The sequence below is a fragment of the Georgenia sp. 311 genome (assembly GCF_006151955.1).
GTDB classification, from domain to species: Bacteria; Actinomycetota; Actinomycetes; order Actinomycetales; family Actinomycetaceae; genus Oceanitalea; species Oceanitalea wutianyii.
The window spans coordinates 1-20,655 of the sequence record NZ_VDFS01000049.1 but is presented as its reverse complement, the minus strand read 5'-3'; the positions used below and the strand labels follow the sequence as shown (position 1 = coordinate 20,655).

The 20,655-nt window shown below is 74.4% G+C and carries 16 protein-coding genes and 1 tRNA gene; 4 read left to right on the top strand and 13 right to left on the bottom strand.

The genetic code is table 11. The features are described from left to right. From FHE66_RS10765 to FHE66_RS10735, 7 genes are all read right to left on the bottom strand, one after another. Nucleotides 1-539 (bottom strand): homoserine kinase (locus tag FHE66_RS10765; RefSeq protein WP_139072988.1); only part of this gene is annotated, 539 nt, incomplete at its 3' end. Further along, a complete protein-coding gene (gene thrC / locus FHE66_RS10760; protein ID WP_139072961.1) occupies nucleotides 539-1,615 on the bottom strand; it encodes a threonine synthase in 1,077 nt (358 codons plus the stop codon). The genes FHE66_RS10765 and thrC, both read right to left, overlap by 1 nt. Beyond that, nucleotides 1,615-2,916, bottom strand: a complete 1,302-nt coding sequence (locus tag FHE66_RS10755; RefSeq protein WP_139072960.1) for a homoserine dehydrogenase — start codon at nucleotides 2,914-2,916, stop codon at nucleotides 1,615-1,617. The genes thrC and FHE66_RS10755 overlap by 1 nt, the downstream gene beginning before the upstream one ends. A 90-nt stretch (nucleotides 2,917-3,006) precedes the next feature. Continuing rightward, complete coding sequence (locus FHE66_RS10750) at nucleotides 3,007-3,822, bottom strand: hypothetical protein (RefSeq protein WP_139072959.1); 816 nt, start codon at nucleotides 3,820-3,822, stop codon at nucleotides 3,007-3,009. Between the two features lie 10 nt (nucleotides 3,823-3,832). Further along, nucleotides 3,833-5,137, bottom strand: coding sequence for a diaminopimelate decarboxylase (gene lysA / locus FHE66_RS10745; RefSeq protein ID WP_230976636.1), 1,305 nt, complete (start codon nucleotides 5,135-5,137; stop codon nucleotides 3,833-3,835). A gap of 62 nt (nucleotides 5,138-5,199) precedes the next feature. Then, a complete protein-coding gene (gene argS / locus FHE66_RS10740; RefSeq protein WP_139072957.1) occupies nucleotides 5,200-6,849 on the bottom strand; it encodes an arginine--tRNA ligase in 1,650 nt (549 codons plus the stop codon). A 124-nt stretch (nucleotides 6,850-6,973) separates the two neighbouring features. Next, a complete protein-coding gene (locus tag FHE66_RS10735; RefSeq protein WP_139072956.1) occupies nucleotides 6,974-7,882 on the bottom strand; it encodes a hypothetical protein in 909 nt (302 codons plus the stop codon). Between the two features lie 167 nt (nucleotides 7,883-8,049). On the opposite strand from FHE66_RS10735, the gene FHE66_RS10730 reads away from it, so the two are divergent. Beyond that, nucleotides 8,050-8,122: transfer RNA gene (locus tag FHE66_RS10730), tRNA-Arg, on the top strand. 47 nt (nucleotides 8,123-8,169) lie between these two features. Here the strand turns inward: FHE66_RS10730 and FHE66_RS10725 are convergent. From FHE66_RS10725 to FHE66_RS10700, 6 genes are all read right to left on the bottom strand, one after another. Further along, complete coding sequence (locus FHE66_RS10725) at nucleotides 8,170-8,760, bottom strand: TetR/AcrR family transcriptional regulator (protein WP_139072955.1); 591 nt, start codon at nucleotides 8,758-8,760, stop codon at nucleotides 8,170-8,172. Nucleotides 8,761-8,830: 70 nt separating this feature from the next. After that, nucleotides 8,831-9,628, bottom strand: coding sequence for a glycerophosphodiester phosphodiesterase (locus FHE66_RS10720; protein WP_230976423.1), 798 nt, complete (start codon nucleotides 9,626-9,628; stop codon nucleotides 8,831-8,833). Nucleotides 9,629-9,633: 5 nt separating this feature from the next. Further along, a complete protein-coding gene (locus tag FHE66_RS16010) occupies nucleotides 9,634-10,908 on the bottom strand; it encodes a M23 family metallopeptidase (RefSeq protein WP_139072954.1) in 1,275 nt (424 codons plus the stop codon). Nucleotides 10,909-10,989: 81 nt separating this feature from the next. After that, on the bottom strand, nucleotides 10,990-12,060 hold the full coding sequence (locus FHE66_RS10710) for a M23 family metallopeptidase (protein WP_139072953.1): 1,071 nt from the start codon (nucleotides 12,058-12,060) through the stop codon (nucleotides 10,990-10,992). Between the two features lie 117 nt (nucleotides 12,061-12,177). Further along, nucleotides 12,178-13,224 (bottom strand): hemolysin family protein, encoded by a 1,047-nt coding sequence (locus FHE66_RS10705; RefSeq protein ID WP_139072952.1) that lies wholly within the window; start codon nucleotides 13,222-13,224, stop codon nucleotides 12,178-12,180. Then, nucleotides 13,221-14,528 (bottom strand): hemolysin family protein, encoded by a 1,308-nt coding sequence (locus FHE66_RS10700; protein WP_218013687.1) that lies wholly within the window; start codon nucleotides 14,526-14,528, stop codon nucleotides 13,221-13,223. Before FHE66_RS10700 ends, FHE66_RS10705 begins: the two co-directional genes overlap by 4 nt. Nucleotides 14,529-14,743: 215 nt before the next feature. Between FHE66_RS10700 and FHE66_RS10695 the strand changes: the two genes are divergently transcribed. The 3 genes from FHE66_RS10695 to FHE66_RS10685 all read left to right on the top strand — a co-directional run bounded on the left by FHE66_RS10695 (nucleotide 14,744) and on the right by FHE66_RS10685 (nucleotide 20,610). Then, nucleotides 14,744-15,469, top strand: coding sequence for a response regulator transcription factor (locus FHE66_RS10695; protein WP_176554742.1), 726 nt, complete (start codon nucleotides 14,744-14,746; stop codon nucleotides 15,467-15,469). Continuing rightward, the gene (locus FHE66_RS10690) at nucleotides 15,466-16,584 is read left to right on the top strand and encodes a HAMP domain-containing sensor histidine kinase (RefSeq protein WP_139072951.1); all 1,119 of its coding nucleotides are present in this window, start codon (nucleotides 15,466-15,468) and stop codon (nucleotides 16,582-16,584) included. The genes FHE66_RS10695 and FHE66_RS10690 overlap by 4 nt, the downstream gene beginning before the upstream one ends. Before the next feature lie 165 nt (nucleotides 16,585-16,749). Beyond that, nucleotides 16,750-20,610, top strand: coding sequence for a multifunctional oxoglutarate decarboxylase/oxoglutarate dehydrogenase thiamine pyrophosphate-binding subunit/dihydrolipoyllysine-residue succinyltransferase subunit (locus FHE66_RS10685; protein WP_139072950.1), 3,861 nt, complete (start codon nucleotides 16,750-16,752; stop codon nucleotides 20,608-20,610). The last annotated feature ends 45 nt before the right edge of the window (nucleotides 20,611-20,655 follow it).

Sequence of the window (20,655 nt, the reverse complement as noted above, 5' to 3'; positions counted from 1 at the left end):
CCGGGCGGGACGAGCGCGGTCGGGCGCACGTGCGCCCCGACGGTGAGGCGCGCGGCGTCCGGACGCCCGTCCGGCCCGCTCCACGCGACGGTGGCCCCGCCGAGGATCGCGGGGGCGGCGTTGTCCGGGTGGCCCTCGAACTCGGTGGCGAGGGCGAGGACGGTCGCGTCGTCGAGCGCCTCCGGCTCGGCGACGAGACCGCGCGCCGCCATGAGCCCGCCGACGACGGCGGCGGCCGAGGAGCCCAGGCCGCGCCCGTGCGGGATGCGGTTGTGGCAGCGCAGCTCGAGGCCGGCCTGCGGGGCCCCGACATGGTCGAGGGCGGCGCGGATCGCCCGCACGACGAGGTGGTTCTCCCCCTCGGGCAGCGAGCCCGCGCCGCTGCCGGTCACCGTGACGTTGGTGATGCCGGCGGTGGCCCGCACCTCGATGTCGTCGACGAGGTCGAGCGCGAGGCCGAGCGCGTCGAAGCCCGGCCCGAGGTTCGCGCTCGTCGCCGGGACCTGGACCCGCGCGGTGTCGTGGGCGAGCCGGGCCATCAGGCGAGCCCGAGGGCCCGGGCGGCCGCCTCCGGACGCGGGGCGACGACCTCCGGGTCGACGTCCGCGGAGCCGAGCGCTGTGGCGGTGTCCTTGAGGCCGTTGCCGGTCACCGTGCACACGATCGTCGCGCCCTCGGGGACCAGGCCGCGCTCGGCGGCCTGGAGCAGGCCGGCGACGCTCGCGGCGGACGCGGGCTCGACGAACACGCCGACCTCGCGGGCGAGCAGCGCCTGGGCGTCGAGGATCTGCGCGTCGCTCACGGCGTCGATCCAGCCGCCGGACTCGTCGCGGGCGGCCTCGGCGAGCGCCCACGAGGCGGGGTTGCCGATGCGGATGGCGGTGGCGATCGTCTCGGGGTTCTCGACGGGCACGCCCTTGACGAACGGCGCGGCGCCCTCGGCCTGCACGCCCCACATCCGCGGGGTGCGGGTGGCACGCGCGGGCAGGCCCGGCGCGTCGGTCGCGTACTCGCGGTAGCCCATCCAGTAGGCGGAGATGTTGCCGGCGTTGCCGACGGGCAGGACGTGGATGTCCGGGGCGTCGCCGAGGGCGTCGACGACCTCGAAGGCCGCCGTCTTCTGCCCCTGGAGGCGGAACGGGTTGACCGAGTTCACCAGGGCCACCGGGTAGTCCTCGGCGAGGGAGCGCACGACGGTGAGGCAGTCGTCGAAGTTGCCGTCGACGGCGACGAGCTCGGCGCCGTGGACGATCGCCTGGGCGAGCTTGCCGGCGGCGATCTTCCCGGCGGGCAGGACGACGGCGCAGCGCAGCCCGGCGCGGACCGCGTAAGCGGCGGCGGAGGCGGAGGTATTGCCGGTGGAGGCGCACACGACCATCTCGGTGCCGGCCGCGGCGACCTTGGACATCGCCATCGTCATCCCGCGGTCCTTGAAGGAGCCGGTCGGGTTGGCGCCCTCGACCTTGACGTGGACGCGGGCGCCCACGCGCTCGGAGAGCACGGGGGCGGCGACGAGCGGGGTGCCGCCCTCCCCCAGGGTGACGACGGGGTCCCCGTCCTCGATCGGCAGCCGGTCGGCGTACTCGGTGATCACGCCGCGCCACAGGTGCGCCATCAGTCTTCCTCCACCCTCGTCACGGCCAGCACTCGCTTGACCGACGGTATCCGTGCGACAGCCTCCGCGGTGGCGGCGAGCGCGGCCTCGCTCGCCCGGTGCGTGACGACGACGAGCACCGCCGCGCCGTCGGCGGCGCCGGTCTGCTCCTGCGTCACGGTCTGGATCGACACGTCGTGGTCCCCGAACGTGCCCGCGATCGCCGCGAGCACCCCGGGCACGTCGGCCACCTCGAGGCGCAGCTGGAACTGGGTCGTCACCTGGTCCCCGCCCAGCAGCGGGAGCTGGGCGTAACGCGACTCGGCCGGCCCACGCCCGCCGGAGACGCGGTTGCGGGCCGCGGCGACGACGTCGCCGAGCACGGCGGACGCCGTCGGCGCACCACCCGCGCCCTGCCCGTAGAACATGAGCCGCCCGGCGGCCTCGGTGTCCAGGACGACGGCGTTGTACGCGCCGCGCACCGCGGCGAGCGGGTGGGCGGTGGGCAGCAGCGTCGGGTGGACGCGCACGGCGATGCCCTCACCGCCGGCCGTCGTGCGGCGCTCGGCGACGGCGAGGAGCTTGATGACGTGGTGCCCGCGCCTGGCGGCCTCGACGTCGTCGGCGGTGACGTGGCGGATGCCCTCGACGGGGACGTCGTCGATGCTCACCCGGGTGTGGAAGGCGAGGGAGGCGAGGATCGCGATCTTCGCGGCGGCGTCGTGGCCGTCGATGTCGGCGGTCGGGTCGGCCTCGGCGTAGCCCAGGGCCTGGGCGTCGGCGAGCGCCTCGTCGAAGCCGACGCCGCGGGAGGTCATCTCGTCGAGGATGTAGTTGGTCGTGCCGTTGACGACGCCGAGCACCCGGTTGACGCGGTCGCCGGCGAAGGACTCGCGCACGCCGCGCACGACCGGCACGGCGCCGGCGACGGCGGCCTCGAAGTAGAGGTCGACGCCGCGGCCCTCGGCCGCCTCGTAGAGCTCGGGGCCGTGGGCGGCGAGCAGCGCCTTGTTCGCGGTGACGACGCTGGCCCCGGCGGCCAGGGCGTCGAGCACGAGCGTGCGGGCCGGCTCGATGCCGCCCATGAGCTCGACGACGAGGTCGGCCCGGCGCACGAGACCGGCGGCGTCGGTGGTGAGGAGCGCGGGGTCGACGACCGGGTCGCGGGGCACCGAGGTGTCCCGCACCGCGATCCCCACGAGCTCGAGGCGAGCACCGCTGCGGGCGGTGAGGTCGGTCGCCTGCTCGCGCAGGAGGCGCACGACCTCCGTCCCCACGGTCCCGCACCCGAGCACGGCGACACGCAGCGCCCGCTCACTCATCGACCACTCCTCACGTCAGGTTGCCGCCGACAGGATACGGGCGGTGGGACCCCCCGAAGCGCGTCGTCCACGCCTCGGCGTCGGCCGGTCTCAGGTGAGCGTGAGGACCCGGCTCACCGCCGGGCCGAACCAGCGGGCCCACTCGGTGCCCGGCGCGAGCAGCTGGTCGGTGAGCGCGCGGAAGAGCAGCGCGCGCAGGAGGAGCTGGGGGAACTGCGGTCCCTCCTCCTCGCCCACCCGGTCGACGAGCGCGAGGTCAGCGCCGCGGAAGACCACCGCGTCGGCGACGACGACGGCCGAGGCGTACGCCGGCGGGCGCCAGTAGCCGGTGAGGTCGAGGACGAGCGGCGGCAGGTCGGGGTGGAGGTGGACGTTGTCGGTGAGGTCGCCGTGGACGACCTGCGCGGCGCCGTCGACCGCGTCGCGCGCGGCGAGCAGCGCGCCGACGTGCGGCAGGTCGCCGACTGCGCCCGCCGCGGCCTCGCCCCACGCGATGCGGTCGGCGCGCGCCCACGGGTGGTCGCGCCGGTCGAGCAGCGCCGGGCGCGGGAGGTGGGCGAGGTGGCGGTGCAGCACCCGGCCGGCGGCGACGACGTCGGGGTAGCCGTCCGGCGTCGGGGCGGTGCCGGGCTCGAACCGCCACGCGGTCCACCCGGCGACGACGAGCTCCCCGTCGCGCGAGCGCACCGGGGGCGCGACGCGGACGTCGGGGGCGCCGTCGACGGCGGTGAGGACCTCCTCCTGCCAGCCGAGCTCCTCGAGGGAGACGTCGAGCCGCTTGAGCACGACGTCACCGGCGCGCCACACCGTGCGCTGCCCGCCGCTGAGCGGGACGGGGCCGGCCGGGGCACCGAACGCGCCGAGGACGCCGCCCGGGGGCGGGCCGTCCTGCGGCGCCGTGCTCATCGGCCCCGGCTCACCCGACGTCGAGGGCGAGGAGGTCGTCCTCGGTCTCGGGACGGACGACGAACCGCGCCTGCCCGTCGCGCACGGCGAGCACCCCCGGCCGCGGGACGAGGTTGTAGTTGGAGGCCATCGAGCGACCGTAGGCGCCCGTCGCGGGCACCGCGAGCAGGTCACCGCGCGAGACGTCGCCCGGGAGCAGGACGTCGCGCACGACGACGTCGCCGCTCTCGCAGTGCTTGCCCACGACCCGGGAGGCGACGGCGGGTGCCTCGCTGCGGCGTCCGGCGAGGGTGGCGGTGTAGTCGGCGTCGTAGAGGGCGGTGCGGATGTTGTCGCTCATGCCGCCGTCGACCGAGACGTAGCGACGCTCCCCGCCGTCGTCGAGGACGACGGGCTTGACGGTGCCGACCCGGTAGAGCGTGAGCCCCGCGGGGCCGACGACGGCGCGGCCCGGCTCGACCGAGACGCGCGGCGGCGGGGTGCCGAGCTCCTCGCACGCGCGGCGCACGACGTCGGCGAGCGCGGTCGCGACCTGCTCGGGCGGCGGGGGTGCGTCGGTGCCGGTGTAGGAGATGCCGTACCCGCCGCCGAGGTCGAGCTCGGGCATGAGGGTGCCGCTGTCCCCGGCGACCTCGGCGCGCAGCCGCAGCAGCGCCCCGGCCGCGACCTCGAAGCCCGACAGGTCGAGGATCTGGGACCCGATGTGGGAGTGCAGGCCGAGGAGGGTGAGCTCGGGGCGGGCGAGGACAGCGTCCACGGCCCGGCGGGCGGCCCCGCTGGCGAGGGACAGCCCGAACTTCTGGTCCTCGTGGGCGGTGGCGATGAAGTCGTGGCCGCCGGCGTGGACGCCGGTCGTCACCCTGACCATGACGGGCGCGCCCATGCCGAGCTCGCCGGCGAGGTCGGCGAGCCGGTCGACCTCCTCGAGGGAGTCGACGACGATGCGCCCCACCCCGGCGCGCAGCGCGCGCTCGAGCTCACCGTCGGACTTGTTGTTCCCGTGGAGGGCGATCGCGCCGCCGGGGACGCCGGCGCGCAGCGCGACGGCGAGCTCACCGCCGGTCGACACGTCGACGCTCATGCCCTCCTCGTGGACCCAGCGGTCGACCGCGACCGAGGCGAGGGCCTTGCTCGCGTAGTAGACGTCGGCGCCCGCGAGGTCGGCGAACGCGCCGGTGAACGCGGTGACGAAGGCCCGGGCCCGGGCGCGCACGTCGGCCTCGTCCAGGACGTAGACCGGGGTGCCGTAGGCGGAGGCGAGGGCGCGGGCGTCCAGGCCCCCGACCTCGAGGCTGCCGTCCGCGGTGCGGCGCACGGTGCCCGACCACGGGGTGCGGGGGTCGCCGGCGGCGGGCTCGGGGGCCGCCGTCGGCCCCGTCACATGCGCTCCGGGGCGCTGACGCCGAGGAGGGCCAGCCCGTTGGCGATGACCTGCCCGGTGGCGTCGTTGAGCCACAGCCGGGCGCGGTGGACGTCCTCGACCGGGTCCTCCCCGCGCGGGGACACCCGGCTCTGGTCGTACCACTTGTGGTAGGCCGAGGCAAGGTCCTCGAGGTAGCGCGCGACGCGGTGCGGCTCGCGCAGCCGCGCGGCGCGCGCGACGACCTCGGGGAAGCCGGCGAGGTGGCCCAGGAGCACGCTGTCGGCCTCGGAGCCGATGAGCGTGGGGTCGAAGGCGTCCTCGCGGCGAACGCCGTGCTGGGCGGCGTTGCGGCTGACGTTGCGGATGCGGGCGTGGGCGTACTGGACGTAGTACACCGGGTTGTCCATGTTCTTCTCGCGCAGCTTCTCCCCGTCGAGGCTGAGCGGGGAGTCCGCGGGGAAGCGGGCCAGGGTGTAGCGCACCGCGTCGCTGCCGATCCACTCGATGAGGTCGGCGAGCTCGATGATGTTGCCCGCGCGCTTGCTCAGCCGCGCCCCGGCGACGGACACGAGCTGGCCGATGAGCACCTCGATGTTGACCTCGGGGTCGTCGCCGGCGCAGGCGGCGATCGCCTTGAGGCGCCCGACGTACCCGTGGTGGTCGGCGCCGAGGAGGTAGATCTTCTCCGGGAAGCCGCGGTCCTTCTTCGACAGGTAGTAGGCGGCGTCGGCCGCGAAGTACGTCGGGGTGCCGTCCGCGCGGATGAGGACGCGGTCCTTGTCGTCGCCGAAGTCGGTCGTGCGCAGCCACACGGCGCCGTCGGCGTCGTAGACGTGGCCCTGCTCGCGCAGGCGGGCGACGGCGGTCTCGACGGCGCCGCTGGCGTGGAGCTCGCGCTCGGAGAAGTAGACGTCGAAGTGGACCTCGAAGTCCGCCAGGACGCGCTGGATCTCGGCGAGCTGGAGCTGGTAGGCCGACTCCCGGGCGGTCGCCAGCGCCTCCTCGGGCGCGAGCTCGAGGAGGTCGGGGTGCTCGGCGAGGACGCGCTGGGCGAGGGCGGTGACGTACTCCCCCGGGTAGCCGCCCTCGGGGACGTCCTCGCCGGCGGCGCGGGCGAGGACGGAGGCGCCGAACTTGTCCATCTGGGCGCCGGCGTCGTTGATGTAGTACTCCGGCGTGACCTCGGCGCCGGCGGCGCGCAGCAGGCGGACGAGGGAGTCGCCGAGCGCCGCCCAGCGGGTGTGGCCGATGTGGAGCGGGCCGGTGGGGTTGGCCGAGACGAACTCGAGGTTGACGACGTGCCCGTCGAGGGCGTCCCCGCGGCCGTAGGACTCCCCCGCCTCGACGATGCTGCGGGCGAGCTCGCCCGCGGCGCCGGCCTCGAGGCGGATGTTGAGGAACCCGGGCCCGGCGACCTCGGCCGCGGCGATGCCGGGCGAGCCGGCGAGGCGGGCGGCGAGCTGCTCGGCGAGCGCGCGCGGGTTGGTCCCGGCCTTCTTCGCCAGCTGCATCGCGACGTTCGTGGCCCAGTCGCCGTGCTCGCGCTGGCGCGGCCGCTCGACCTTGACCTCACCGACGTCCTCGGGGGACAGGGCGAGGGTGCCGTCCGCGACGGCGTCGAGCAGGAAGGAGCGGATGAGCGCGGCGAGTTCGGTCGGAGTCACGCTGGCCAGCGTACCCGTGGGCCGGGCCCTCCCCGGCGCCGTGTCCTGTCGCCGACAGCACACCGCCCCGGCCGGTGGCCGGGGCGGTGCGGGGTCGCGGCGGCGGCCCGGGGGTCGCGAGGGGTCAGAGCGGGAAGGCGGAGTAGAACCCGCCGACGTACTCCGGGCTGCCGGTGACCTCGAGGACGTGCCCGCGGTCGGTGGTCCAGATGTAGCGGCCGCGCCCGTCGGACAGGACGAACGCCCAGAAGGTGCCCGTGTCGTTGGTGTAGGTGCTCCCGGTCTCCACCTGCTCACCGTCGACGCCCTCGACGAGCCGCGCCGCGAAGGCGTCGGCGGCCGCGTTGTCGGGCCACGTCGTCGCGAGCATCTCGATGCGCTCGTCACCCGCGGCGTAGACGCCGCGCACGGCCTCGGTGGCGCCCTGGATGCCGACGTCGGGGGTGAAGCCCTCGCCGGTGAGCTCGAAGGTGACGTCGCCGACCGTCACGCTCGTGTCGAGGTCCTCGATGAGCGACTCGTCGGGCCCGGTCGGCTCCTCGGTGGGCGCGGGGGTCGTCGCCGCGTCGGTGGGCTCCTCGGTGGGGGCGGTCGTCTCGTCCCCCGCCGGGGTCGTCGCCGCGACGGCGGCGGTGGTGCTCGCGGCGGGCGCGGGCTCGTCGTCGTCCCCGCCGAGCAGGAGCGCCGCGGCGATCCCGCCGGCGACGAGGAGCACGATGGCGGCGATGACGACGGGCAGCACCCAGCGACGGCGCCCGTCCCCGTCCTCGTCGCCCGGCTCGGGCTCGGGCTCGGTGTCGGTGGCCCCGGAGTAGATGGTGCTGGTGGGGTCGGGTGCCTGGCCGTAGGAGGCGGCCGCGGGGTAGGCGGCGGTCTCCTCCTGCGGCGGGGTGTCCCCCTCCGGGACGTCGTAGGGCGAGCGGTCGAGGCTCTCGGTGGGCTGCTCCTCGGGAGCGCCGTGGTCCGGCTCCCCGTCGTGCGGCGTCCGGTCGTCGTCGGACTCGCCGGAGGGCCCAGGCGGCTGCTGACTCATCTCGTCTCCTTCGCGGTGTCGGGCAACAGTGCGCCCGCTCGTGCGGCGTCCACCCTAGGACGTGGTTCGCGCGGTGTCGCTCCACGGACGCCGGACGTGGCGTGGGCCACGTCGGGCGGATGTGAGGATCGGGCCGTGGGGCTGATAGCATCGCCGGGCGTCACCAAGCCCCTGTAGCTCAGTGGATAGAGCGTCTGCCTCCGGAGCAGAAGGTCGCTGGTTCGAATCCAGTCGGGGGCACTTCCCGTCCTTCGGGACGTGCCGATGGGGCCTCAGGCCGACGGGCCTCAGGCCGTCTGCCACCACGGCGGCAGTGCGGCCATGATCTCGCGGGACCGTTCGGCGGAGTCCCCGCCGACCTGCACGGCCCACACGCCGAGCGCCGCGGCGCACGCGGCGCCGACCATGAGGGCCGCCGTCGCCTCGTCCGTGGGCGATCGCCACCCGAGCTCGGCCATCTGGCGGTGCGCCTCGCGGGCCCGGTCCCCCAGGACGTCGGCGATGATCCGCTGGAAGTGGTGGTCGCCGTCGGCAGCGAAGAGCCGCCCGTAGACCGGGCGGCTGGCGGCGACGTGGTCGAGCATCTGGACGAGCACCTGGCGGTGGTACTCCGGGACGTCGTCGAGCGCGGCCGGCAGGTCCGACTCGGTCACCTCGGCGAGGTCGTCGATCAGCCGGGCGAACATGTAGGTCGCGAAGTCGGCGACCGAGGAGAAGTGCTTGTAGAAGGTCGTGCGGTGGATGCCTGCCACACGACAGAGCTCGGAGACGTTGATCGCGCTGATCGACTGCGTCTCGAGCAGTGAGGCCATGGCGCGCTCCAGGAGCGCCAAGGTGCGCCTGGTGCGCGGGTCCGTCGGCGTCTCGTGGACGGTCATAGCCCGATTGTGCACCACAGGACGCGATCGGGACGGGTGAAGACCTTCCGGACTTTTCCGGAAGGTCGCCTCAGGCCTGCGCCGGTTCCACCCACTCGCCCCGGTCACGCAGGACCTGGCGCAGGACGGTCGGTCGGTCGGTGACGATGCCGTCGACGCCGAGGTCCAGCAGGCGGTGCATCGTCGGGGCGTCGTCGATCGTCCACACGTGGACGGCCAGGCCCAGGCCGTGGGCACGGTGCACGAAGGCGGGCGTGACGACCGGGACGCCGCGGTGGCTGGGCGGCACCTGGACGGCGACGGCCCGCGAGGCCGGCACACCGTCCGGGGTCGGCACACCGAGGGCGGGCGCGGAGAGGGTGGCGGCGGCGACGAGGCGGGCGGTCTCCACGCGGCCGAGGCTCGTCGCGACCCGCCCCCCGGTGAGGCGGCGGGCCACGCGCAGCCGGCGGTCGGAGAACGACGCGAGGCAGACCCGGTCCGCGGCGCCCGCGTCCGCGAGGACGCGCAGCGCGGGCCCGACGACGCCGTCCTCCTTGAGGTCGATGTTCAGCCGCAGCGTCGGGTAGTCGGCGAGGGCCTCGTCCAGGCGGACGAGCCGCTCCCCCGACCTGTCGCGCAGGCGGGCGGCCTGCTCCCAGGTGAGGTCCGAGAGGTGGCCGTGGCCGTCGGTCGTGCGGTCGAGGGTGGGGTCGTGGAGGAGGACGACGACGCCGTCCGCCGTCCGGTGGACGTCCGTCTCGAGGTAGCGCAGCCCGAGCGCGACGGTGTGCTCGAGGGCGGCGCGGGAGTTCTCGGGCACCTCGCCGCCGCCGCCACGGTGGGCGAGGGCGAGCGGGCCCGGCCAGCGCAGGTAGGGAGCGACCACGCCGGTCAGCGGACCGTGCACTGCGTGGGCGTGACCATGGTGAGGCCGAGCGAGGCGAGGAAGGCGACCGGGTCGACCGTCGTGCCGTAGGCGCGCACCGGGAACGGGTTGCGGGTGCGCTCCCCGTCCTCCTCACCGTCCTCGTCGGTCGGCTCGGCGGAGGGCTCGTCCGTGGGGCCGGGCTCGGCGCTCGGCGCGGGCGCGGGGCTCGGGTCAGGCATGGGCGTCGGGCTCGGCTTCTCGACCGGCGCGGTGGGCTCCGGGGTGGGCTCCTCGGTCGGCGTCTCGCCGTCGGTGGGCTCCTCGGTGGGCGTCTCGCCGTCCGTGGGCTCCTCGCTCGGGTCCTCGGTGGGCGTCTCGCCGTCCGTGGGCTCCTCGCTGGGGTCCTCGGTGGGGTCCTCGGTCGGCGTCTCGCCGTCCGTGGGCTCCTCGCCGGGGTCCTCGCTGGGGTCCTCGGTCGGCGTCTCGCCGCCGGTGGGCTCCTCGGCCGGAGTCTCGTCGTCGGTGGGCGACGGGGCGGGCAGGAGGAGCGACGTCGTCGAACGCCCGACCGGGTTCTTCTGCAGGCCGAGGCCGGCGTCGGTGGTGTGGATCTCGAAGTGGAGGTGCGGCCCGGTGGAGTTGCCGTTGCTCCCCACCTCGGCGATGACCTCGCCCGCGCGGACCTGCTGGCCCACCTCGACGAAGATGCCCTCGGGGTACATGTGGACGTACCAGCTGTAGAAGGTCGTGCCCCCGACGACGTGCTCGATGATGACGAGCTCGCTCGAGCGGCCGAGTCGCCCGGCGCCGGTGTAGACGACGGTCCCGTCGGTGACGGCGTGGATCGGGGTGCCGAGCGGGGCGGCGTAGTCGTTGCCCATGTGCATGCTGTAGGTCCCGAAGATCGGGTGCACCCGGAACCCGTAGGGCGACGTGAGACGGAAGCTGCCCGGCGCCACCGGGTAGCTCGCGCAGACCGGGGTGCCGGTGAGGAGGTCGGCCGGGGGCGTCTTCACCGTGGCGACCGGGTCGTTGACGAGGACGACGCCGCTACCGAGACCGAAGTCGAGCTCCTCGGCCGACAGGTCAGCCTCGAGCGAGAGGGCGGCCTCGACGTACCCGCCGGCGGTCGGCTTGGCCGGGTTGGGCACGGCCGTGCCGACGCTGGCCAGCGCACTCACCCCGAGCAGCAGGGCCGCGCAGCCGACCGCACCCGCCCGCCGCAGGGCGGCGGAGCGTGGGGGGACGACGACGGACGGGGCGTGCAGAGCCGTGGGCTCCGTCGCAGCGTCTGACATCGCACTCCCTCTGGCTTCCTCGCACACCGGCCGGCAATCGGCACAGCGTAACGGAGGTCACAGGGAGTGGTCCATCCGCTCTCAGCAGTCGGCCGAGAGCATGACCGCCTCACGGTCGGCCAGGAAGGCACCGGGGTCGGTCGTCGTGCCGTTCTCGTCGAGGTGGATCTCGAGGTGGAGGTGCGGCCCGGTGGAGTTGCCGTTGTTCCCGACCTCGCCGATGACCTCGCCGGCGCGGACCTGCTGGCCCGCCTCGACGAAGACGCCCTGCGGGTACATGTGGACGTACCAGCTGTAGAAGTGCTCGCCGCCGACCTCGTGCTCGATGATGACGAGCATGCTCGAGCGGCCGTCGAGGCCCTCGCCCGCGTGGACGACGGTGCCGTCGGCGACGGCGTGGATGTCGGTCCCGAGCGGGGCCGCGAAGTCGAGGCCCTCGTGCTTGGACCAGCCGCCGGTGATCGGGTGGACCCGGTTGCCGTACAGCGAGCTCTGCGTGTACGTGCCCGCGACGAGCGGCATGACGACCCGCTCCCCGCCCAGGGCGGCGCCGGCGCCGTTCGCGCCGCTGCCCGCGGCGGAGACGCACATCGGGGCGTCGCGCTCGACGCTGCGCGAGCTCTGGACGAGCGCGCGGGCCGTCGCGCTGGAGTCGGCGAGGAGTGCCGCGGCGCTCCCGGCGGTCTTCTCGTCGTGGGTGCCTGCGGCGGCCTCGATGGAGTCGAGGACGGTCTGCCCGAAGGGCACGGTGGCGACGACGGGCTGCTCCTGCGCGGGCGCCTCGCCCACCCCGACGAACCCGGCGAGCGGCGCGACGATGGTCGCGGCACCGAGGGCACCGAGGACGGCGGCGCGGGGCATCCAGCGCGGGGCGTGGAGGCGGGACGGGCGGCGGGCGGCGGCGCGCTCGGCGGTGCGGCGCTCGGCGCGGCTGCGGTGGGCGGCCGCGGCGGCCGGCTCGGTCTCCTGGGAGACGGTCTCGGCACCGGCGTCCGGCAGCGGCACGGTCGCGAGGTGGGTGCCCGACAACGTGGCAGCGAGGCGAGCTGCGGCTTCCCGGACCGAGGCCTGCTCGGCGCGGCGCTCGGCCTCGCGGATCTGCCGTCGCGTCAGCGGTGCCGTGGAGGGCGGCGTCGCGGCGCGCAAGGGCATGGAGGACCTTTCACAGGATGCGGAGGGTGACGTCCGGCGGACCGGCGCGTGTTACGAAACAGTAACGACAGCGACCTGCGGCGTCGAGGATCGCGTCAGACCCTGTGCAGACGTGGTTCAGGAGCGTGCGCTGTGCCGCTGCATCGAGTCAGAGACCTCGCCGACGAGCTCCTCGAGGATGTCCTCGAGGAAGACGACGCCGAGCACCTCACCGCCCTCGCCGAGCACCCGCGCGAGGTGCGTCCCGGTGTGCTGCATGACGGCCAGGACCTCCTCGATCTCGTCTCCTGGCGCGACTGACGGCAGCGCCCGCAGCCGCCACCGCGGGATCGGCTGCTCCCGTGCCGGCCCGTCGGCCTCGAGCACGTCCTTGACGTGGAGGTAGCCGTCCAGCCCGCCGTCGGGGTTGCGCACCGCGAAGCGCGAGAAGCCCGTCCGCGCGACCACCGACTCGAGGTCCGCGGGCGTCGCGCGGGGGTCCAGGGTGACGAGACTCTCATCGGGCACCATGACCGCCGCCGCGTCCTTGGCGGAGAACTCCAGCGCCCCGGACAGCAGCCCGAGCTCGTCGTCCAGGACGCCCTCGCGCTGGGAGCGCTCGATGATCGCGGCGACCTCCTCCGCGGTGAACGCCGAGACGACCTCGTCGCGCGGCTCCACCCCGAGCACCCGCACGACGAGGTTGGCGAACCCGTTGAGCGCGCGGACGAGCGGGGAGAGCACGCGGGCGAGGAGGACGAGCGGCGGGGCGAACCACAGCGCCGCCCGCTCGGGGCTCGTCACCGCGAGGTTCTTGGGCACCATCTCCCCCACGACGACGTGGAGGTAGACGACGACGGCGAGCGCCAGGCCCACGCCGACGACGTGCGCGGAGGCCGCCGGCAGCCCGAGACCGACGAGCGGTCCCTCGACGAGGCGGGCGATCGCCGGCTCGGCGACCGCGCCGATGCCGGTCGAGCAGACGGTGATGCCGAGCTGCGCGCACGCCATCATGAGCGTCGCGTGCTCCATCGCCCAGAGCGTCGTCCGGGCCCGCCGGGACGTGGCGGCCAGCGGCTCGACACGGCTGCGGCGCGCGGACATGACCGCGAACTCGGCGCCGACGAAGAAGGCGTTGGCGGCGAGCAGGAGCAGGCCGACGAGCAGCGCGGTCGCCGAGCTCACGCGTCCACCTCCCGGGCCCGCAGCCGCTCGATGCGGCGTCCGTCCATCTGCTCCACGCGCAGGACGACGCCGGGCAGCACGACCTCGTCCCCGACCTCGGGGATGCGCCCGAGCCGGGTCATCACCAGACCGCCGAGCGTCTCGTAGGGGCCGTCGTCGGGCACGACGAGGTGGGCGGTGTGGGCGAGCTCGTCCGGACGCAGGACGCCGGGCACGATCCAGCTGCCGTCGGAGGTGCGGTGGGCGCCCGCGCGGCGCCGGTCGTGCTCGTCGGACACCTCCCCGACGATCTCCTCGACGGCGTCCTCGAGGGTGACGATGCCGGAGGTGCCCCCGTACTCGTCGACGACGACGGCCATCTGCATGCCGCCGTCCCGCAGGGAGACGAGCAGCGCGCCGAGGCCGAGCGTCTCGGGGACGCGGGGCGCGGGCTCCATGAGGCTCGCCGACGTCACCGGTACCTCCGCGCGCCGCTCGTGCGGGACGGCGATCGCACGGCGCAGGTTGACCAGGCCGACGACGTCGTCGTCGTCCTCCCCGACGACGGGGAAGCGGGAGTGGCCCGTGGTGCGGGCGGCGGCCACGACGTCGGCCGCACTCGCCGTCCGGGGCAGGGTGCACATCCGCACCCGGTCGGTCATGACGTCCACGGCGGTGAGCGCCCCGATGCCGATGGACCGGGTGAGGAGGTCGGCCGTCCCGAGGGCGAGGGTGCCCTGCTCGGCCGAGCGGCGCACGAGCGAGGCGAGCTCGGTGGCCGAGCGGCCCCCGGCGAGCTCCTCCACCGGCTCGACCCCGAAGCGCCGCAGGATCGCGTTGGCGTTGCCGTTGAGCAGCGCGACGACGGGGCGCAGCAGTCGGGTGAAGGCGCGCTGGAGGGGCGCGACGACGCCGGCCGTGGCGAACGGGTCGGCGAGCGCGAGGTTCTTGGGCACGAGCTCGCCGAACACCATGGAGAACCCGTTGACGAGGACGAGGGACAGCGCCACCGCGGCCGCGCCGGCGGCAGCCGTCGCCAGGCCCACCGAGCCGAGCGGCCCGGTGAGCAGGCCGGCGAGCGCCGACTGCGTCGTGTACCCGAGCAGCACGGTGGTGAGGGTGATGCCGACCTGGGCGCCGGACAGCTCGGTCGACAGGTGCTGCAGCGCGCGCTGGACACCGACGGCGCGACGGTCACCGGCGGCGACGCGGCGGTCGACCGTCCCCGGGTCCATCGCCACGAGGGAGAACTCGGCGGCGACGAAGACGGCCGTGCCCGCCGTGAGGACGACGCCGAGCAGCACGAGCAGCCACTCGGTCAGCACGGGCGTGCTCCCGGCCCGCCGGGACTTCGGCCCTCGGCGTCGGCATCCTCGTGCGGGGCCTCGCCCTGCTGTTCGTCGGTGTCCGGCTGCGGCCCGGCGCTGCCCGCGACGAGCTGGAGTCGAATGGTCTGTCCCTCGGACATAGTGGCCTCACGATAACGGCACCCCCCGCCCAGCGCGGGTGCCCGCGGGCGCGAGTGTGCCAGAGTGCACTCATGGGAGCCACAGGTCCGGCGGACGTCACCCGGGTCCTCGTCGTCGAGGACGAACCGGAGATCGCCGCCCAGATCGCCCACCGCCTCACGGCGGAGGGCTGGAGCGTGGAGATCGCCGGGGACGGGCCGGGAGGTGTCGCCGCCGCCCGGACCTTCCAGCCCGACGTCGTCGTCCTCGACGTCATGCTGCCGGGGATCGACGGGCTCGAGGTGTGCCGGCGCATCCAGGCCGAGCGCGAGGTCCCCGTCCTCATGCTCACCGCCCGCGACGACGAGACCGACATCCTCGTGGGCCTGGGCGTGGGCGCCGACGACTACATGACCAAGCCGTTCTCCATGCGCGAGCTGCTCGCCCGGCTCAAGGCGCTGCTGCGCCGCGCGGACCGCGCCCGCCGCACCGCCGTCGAGGCCGTGGACGAGCCCCCGCTCGTCCTGGGCGACCTCGAGATCGACCGGGCGCAGCGGCGCGTGCGGCGCGCCGGCACCGAGGCCCACCTCACGCCCACCGAGTTCGACCTCCTCGTGTGCCTCGCCTCCAGCCCGCGCACCGTGTTCTCCCGGGAGAAGCTCCTCGCCGAGGTGTGGGACTGGGCCGACGCCTCCGGCACCAGGACGGTCGACTCCCACGTCAAGGCGCTGCGCCGCAAGCTCGGCGCCGACCTCGTGCGCACCGTGCACGGCGTGGGCTACGCGCTCGAGCCGACCGCGGAGGCGGAGGCACGGTGAGCGGGCCGGGCGGGTCCGCCCGTCACGCCCGCAACCTGCACCTCACCCGCCCGCTCGACCGCTTCGGCTCGCTCAAGACCAAGCTCGGCGTCCTCGTCGCCGTCACGGTGACCGCCGCGGCGTTCATCACGTGGGTCGGGCTGCGCTACGAGCTCGGCCCCACCCGCACCTTCCCGCTCGCGATCGTCTCCGCGCTCGTCGTCACCCAGGTCCTCGCCCACGGCATGACCTCCCCGCTGCGCGAGATGACGGCCGCCGCCCGCGCGATGGCGCGCGGCGACTACTCCCGCCGCGTCACGGCGACGAGCAACGACGAGGTCGGGGACCTCGCCCGCGCGTTCAACCAGATGGCCGACGACCTCGCCTCCGTCGACGTCGCCCACCGCGAGATCGTCGCGAACGTGTCCCACGAGCTGCGCACGCCGGTCGCGGCGCTCCAGGCGCAGCTGGAGAACCTCGCCGACGGCGTCGTCCCCGCGACGCCGGAGGCGCTCGAGGGGGCGCTGCGCCAGACCGAGCGCCTGGGCCGGCTCGTGGGCTACCTGCTCGACATGTCGCGGGTGGAGGCGGGCGTCGTCGGGCTCGAGCTCGAGGACGTCAAGGTCCGCGAGCTCCTCGACGACGCCGTCGCCGAGGCCGCGGCGGCCGCCCGCGTGGCCGGCCGCGACGTGCGGTGGGAGGTGCGCGTCGACCCGCCCGAGCTGCGGCTGCGGGTCGACCCGGTCCGCATCTCCCAGGTGCTGGCCAACCTCCTCGACAACGCCGTGCGGCACACCCCGCCCGGCACGCTCGTCTCGGTGCGCGCCTCGGGCTCGACGCTGCGCGGGGACGTCGTCATCGACGTCGTCGACTCCGGGCCCGGCATCCCCGTGACCGACCGCGAGCGCGTCTTCGAGCGCTTCCAGCGCGGCAACAGCCCGTCGGTGACCGGGCGCGAGAGCACGGGCGGCACCGGTCTCGGGCTGGCGATCTCCCGCTGGGCGGTGGCCATCCACGGCGGCACCATCAACGTCGTCGACTCCCACGCCGGGGAGGGGACGACGATCCGGATGCGGCTGCCCGCCCGGGGACCGCGTGTACCACGTTCCGCGGGGGCTTCACAGGGTCCCGCCTGACAGAGCCTTGACCGCCGGTTGGGACTGAGGTCCCAGGAGTGTCGATCATGCGCCGGATCGACGCCGAATCGGCCCCCCGACTCCGCCCGCGACGGGGCGATCACCTACGCTTGAAGAGCACTTTCTCCTCCACCCCACACGTCTCGGAAGAGGGCGATCCCCGAAGTGTCCACGCAGGAGCACCCTGACCCCGTCGCCGCCGACTTCGGCCCGAACGAATGGCTCATCGAGGAGCTGTTCGAGCAGTACAGGAAGGACCCCGCGCTGGTCGACCCCGCGTGGTGGGACTTCTTCAAGGACTACCGCCCCGGCAACGGAGCCGCGGAGAAGGCGGCGCCCTCGAACGCCGCCACGTCGGCGACGGCGCAGCAGCCGTCCGCCGCCGGCCAGCCCGCCTCCGCCGGCACGTCCGAGCGGGCCGACGCGCCGCCCGCCGACCCCACCCCCGACACCGGTGCCCGCTCGACGAGCGACGTGTCCGAGGCCCGTCCCTCGGTGCAGCCCGGCTCGGACACGACGCGGAACGCACCGGCGCCCGCACCCAAGGCCAAGCAGGTCGCGCGGACCGTCGCCGAGGAGCCGGCCCCCGAGGCCGCCGCCCAGCCCGCCGTCGCCGGGTACACCTCCACCCCGGCCTCCCGGCAGGCCGCCCAGGCGCCGCCGGACGGCACGACCAAGCTGCGTGGCCCGGCCGCGCGCGTCGTGAAGAACATGGACGCGAGCCTCGAGGTGCCCACCGCGACGAGCGTGCGCGCGGTGCCCGCCAAGCTCCTCGCGGACAACCGCATCGTCATCAACAACCACCTCGCCCGCGGGCGCGGTGGGAAGGTCTCCTTCACCCACCTCATCGGCTACGCCGTCATCGAGGCGCTCGGTGCGCTGCCGGAGATGAACGCCGCCTACACCGAGCTCGACGGCAAGCCGGCGATCACCCAGCCGGCGCACGTGAACTTCGGCCTGGCGATCGACCTGCCCAAGCCGGACGGCACCCGCCAGCTCCTCGTGCCCTCGATCAAGGCGGCCGAGGAGATGGACTTCGCGCAGTTCCGCCTCGCCTACGAGGACATCGTGCGCAAGGCCCGCGGGGGCAAGCTCACCGTCGAGGACTTCGCCGGGACGACGATCACGCTCACCAACCCGGGCACCATCGGCACCGTGCACTCGATGCCGCGCCTCATGGTCGGCCAGGGCACGATCGTCGGCGTCGGCGCGCTCGACTACCCGGCGGAGTACCAGGGTGCCTCCGAGGAGACCCTCGCCCGCGCCGGCATCTCCCGGGTCCTCACCCTCACCTCGACCTACGACCACCGCATCATCCAGGGCGCGGCGTCGGGCGAGTTCCTCCGGGTGATGGAGGAGAAGCTGCTCGGCAAGGACGGCTTCTACGACCGCGTCTTCGCCTCGCTGCGGGTGCCCTACGAGCCCGTCCGCTGGCAGCGCGACGTCCACGTCGACCCGGAGACCGAGCTCGGCAAGCCGGCCCGGATCGCCGAGGTCATCCACTCCTACCGGTCTCGCGGCCACCTCATGGCCGACACGGACCCGCTGACCTACCGCCAGCGGCGCCACCCCGACCTCGACATCACCAACCACGGGCTGTCGTTGTGGGACCTGGACCGCACCTTCCCCACCGGCGGCTTCGCCGGGACCAGCCGCATGCCGCTGCGCGACATCCTCGGGACGCTGCGCGACACGTACTGCCGCACCATCGGCATCGAGTACATGCACCTGCAGGACCCGGTCGAGCGGCGCTGGATGCAGGCCCGGCTCGAGACGCCCTACCAGAAGCCCAGCCCCGAGAAGCAGCTCCACATCCTGCACAAGCTCGGCCAGGCCGAGGCCTTCGAGACGTTCCTCCAGACGAAGTACGTCGGGCAGAAGCGCTTCAGCCTCGAGGGCGGTGAGTCGCTCATCCCGATGCTCGACACCATCCTCACGGGGGCGGCACGCGACGCGCTGGACGAGGTCACCATCGGCATGGCCCACCGCGGCCGGCTCAACGTGCTGGCGAACATCGCCGGCAAGTCCTACGCCCAGATCTTCTCGGAGTTCGAGGGCAACCAGGACCCGCGCTCGATCCAGGGCTCCGGCGACGTGAAGTACCACCTCGGCACCGTCGGTGAGTTCACCGCGCCGAGCGGGGAGCAGACCCGCGTCTACCTCGCGGCCAACCCCTCCCACCTCGAAGCCGTCGACGGCGTGCTCGAGGGCGTCACCCGCGCCAAGCAGGACCGCATCGACCTCGGCCCGCAGGGCTTCTCGGTCCTGCCGATCCTCATCCACGGCGACGCCGCGTTCGCCGGGCAGGGCGTGGTCACCGAGACGCTCCAGCTCTCCCAGCTGCGCGGCTACCGCACCGGCGGCACCGTGCACATCCTGGTGAACAACCAGATCGGCTTCACGACCGGGCCGGCGAGCTCGCGCTCCACGTACTACCCGACCGACGTCGCCAAGGGCCTGCAGGTCCCGATCTTCCACGTCAACGGGGACGACCCCGAGGCCGTGGCGCGGGTCGCCGAGCTCGCCTACGCCTACCGGCAGGAGTTCCACAAGGACGTCATCATCGACCTCGTGTGCTACCGCCGGCGCGGGCACAACGAGGGCGACGACCCGTCGATGACCCAGCCGGTCATGTACTCCCTCATCGAGGGCAAGCGCTCCACCCGCAAGCTCTACACCGAGGCGCTCGTCGGTCGCGGCGACATCACCCCGGAGCAGGCCGAGCAGGCCATGCACGACTACCAGGCCGAGCTGGAGAAGGCGTTCACCGAGACCCGCCAGTCCGGCTGGCGGCCGCCCGTCCGCGAGGACGAGCAGGTCGCCGGGCTCGAGCTGCCGGAGTCCCAGCAGGTCGACGCCGGGACCATGGTCGGCTGGCAGACCGCCGTGCCCGCCCCCGTCCTCGAGCGCATCGGCGCGGCGCACGTGCGCCCGCCGGAGGGCTTCACCGTCCACCCCAAGCTCGCCAAGCTGCTCGAGAAGCGCGAGGCGATGAGCCGGGAGGGCGACATCGACTGGGGCTTCGGGGAGATCCTCGCCTTCGGCTCCCTCCTCATGGAGGGCACGCCGGTGCGCCTGGCCGGGCAGGACTCGCGCCGCGGCACGTTCGTCCAGCGCCACGCCGTCATGCACGACTCGCGCACGGGCGCGGAGTGGACCCCGCTCATGTACCTCACGGCGGACCAGGCGAAGTTCTGGGTCTACGACTCGTCCCTGTCGGAGTACGCCGCGATGGCCTTCGAGTACGGCTACTCCGTCGAGCGGCCCGACGCCCTCGTCCTGTGGGAGGCCCAGTTCGGCGACTTCGTCAACGGCGCGCAGACCGTCATCGACGAGTTCATCTCCTCCGCCGAGCAGAAGTGGGGCCAGCGGTCCTCGCTCGTCCTCCTCCTGCCCCACGGCTTCGAGGGACAGGGGCCGGACCACTCCTCGGCCCGCATCGAGCGCTTCCTCCAGCTGTGCGCCGAGGAGAACATCGTCGTCGCCCAGCCCAGCACCCCCGCGAACCACTTCCACATGCTGCGCCGGCAGGCCTACGACCGGCCGCGCAAGCCCCTGGTCGTGTTCACCCCGAAGCAGCTGCTGCGCCTGCGCGCCGCGGCCTCGCCGCTCGAGGAGTTCACCAGCGGGACGTTCCGGACGGTGATCGGCGACCAGGGCGCCCAGGGCGAGGTCACCCGGGTGCTCATGTGCTCGGGCCGCGTGTACTACGACCTCGCCGCGCACCGGGAGAAGACCGGCGCGACGTCCACGGCGATCATCCGGCTCGAGCAGCTCTACCCGCTCGACCAGGAGGCCGTGCGCGCCGAGCTCGACCGCTACCCGGGCGCCGACCTCGTCTGGGTGCAGGACGAGCCGCAGAACCAGGGACCGTGGACCTTCCTCTCGGACCACCTGGCGCCCGAGACGCTCGGCGGACGCGAGCTGCGGGTCGCCTCCCGCCCGGCGGCGGCCTCCCCCGCCACCGGCCTGGGACGCGTCCACAAGGAGCAGCTGGCGGCGCTCCTCGAGAGCGCCTTCGCCTGAGGCACGACGCGACGGCGGGCCGGTCCCTCGGACCGGCCCGCCGTC

Bases quoted from the DNA above. Each gene is read 5' to 3' on its own strand.
- thrC (WP_139072961.1), bottom strand. From the start codon at position 1,615: ATGGCGCACCTGTGGCGCGGCGTGATCACCGAGTACGCCGACCGGCTG.
- FHE66_RS10755 (WP_139072960.1), bottom strand. From the start codon at position 2,916: ATGAGTGAGCGGGCGCTGCGTGTCGCCGTGCTCGGGTGCGGGACCGTG.
- FHE66_RS10750 (WP_139072959.1), bottom strand. From the start codon at position 3,822: ATGAGCACGGCGCCGCAGGACGGCCCGCCCCCGGGCGGCGTCCTCGGC.
- FHE66_RS10735 (WP_139072956.1), bottom strand. From the start codon at position 7,882: ATGAGTCAGCAGCCGCCTGGGCCCTCCGGCGAGTCCGACGACGACCGG.
- FHE66_RS10725 (WP_139072955.1), bottom strand. From the start codon at position 8,760: ATGACCGTCCACGAGACGCCGACGGACCCGCGCACCAGGCGCACCTTG.
- FHE66_RS16010 (WP_139072954.1), bottom strand. From the start codon at position 10,908: ATGTCAGACGCTGCGACGGAGCCCACGGCTCTGCACGCCCCGTCCGTC.
- FHE66_RS10710 (WP_139072953.1), bottom strand. From the start codon at position 12,060: ATGCCCTTGCGCGCCGCGACGCCGCCCTCCACGGCACCGCTGACGCGA.
- FHE66_RS10695 (WP_176554742.1), top strand. From the start codon at position 14,744: ATGGGAGCCACAGGTCCGGCGGACGTCACCCGGGTCCTCGTCGTCGAG.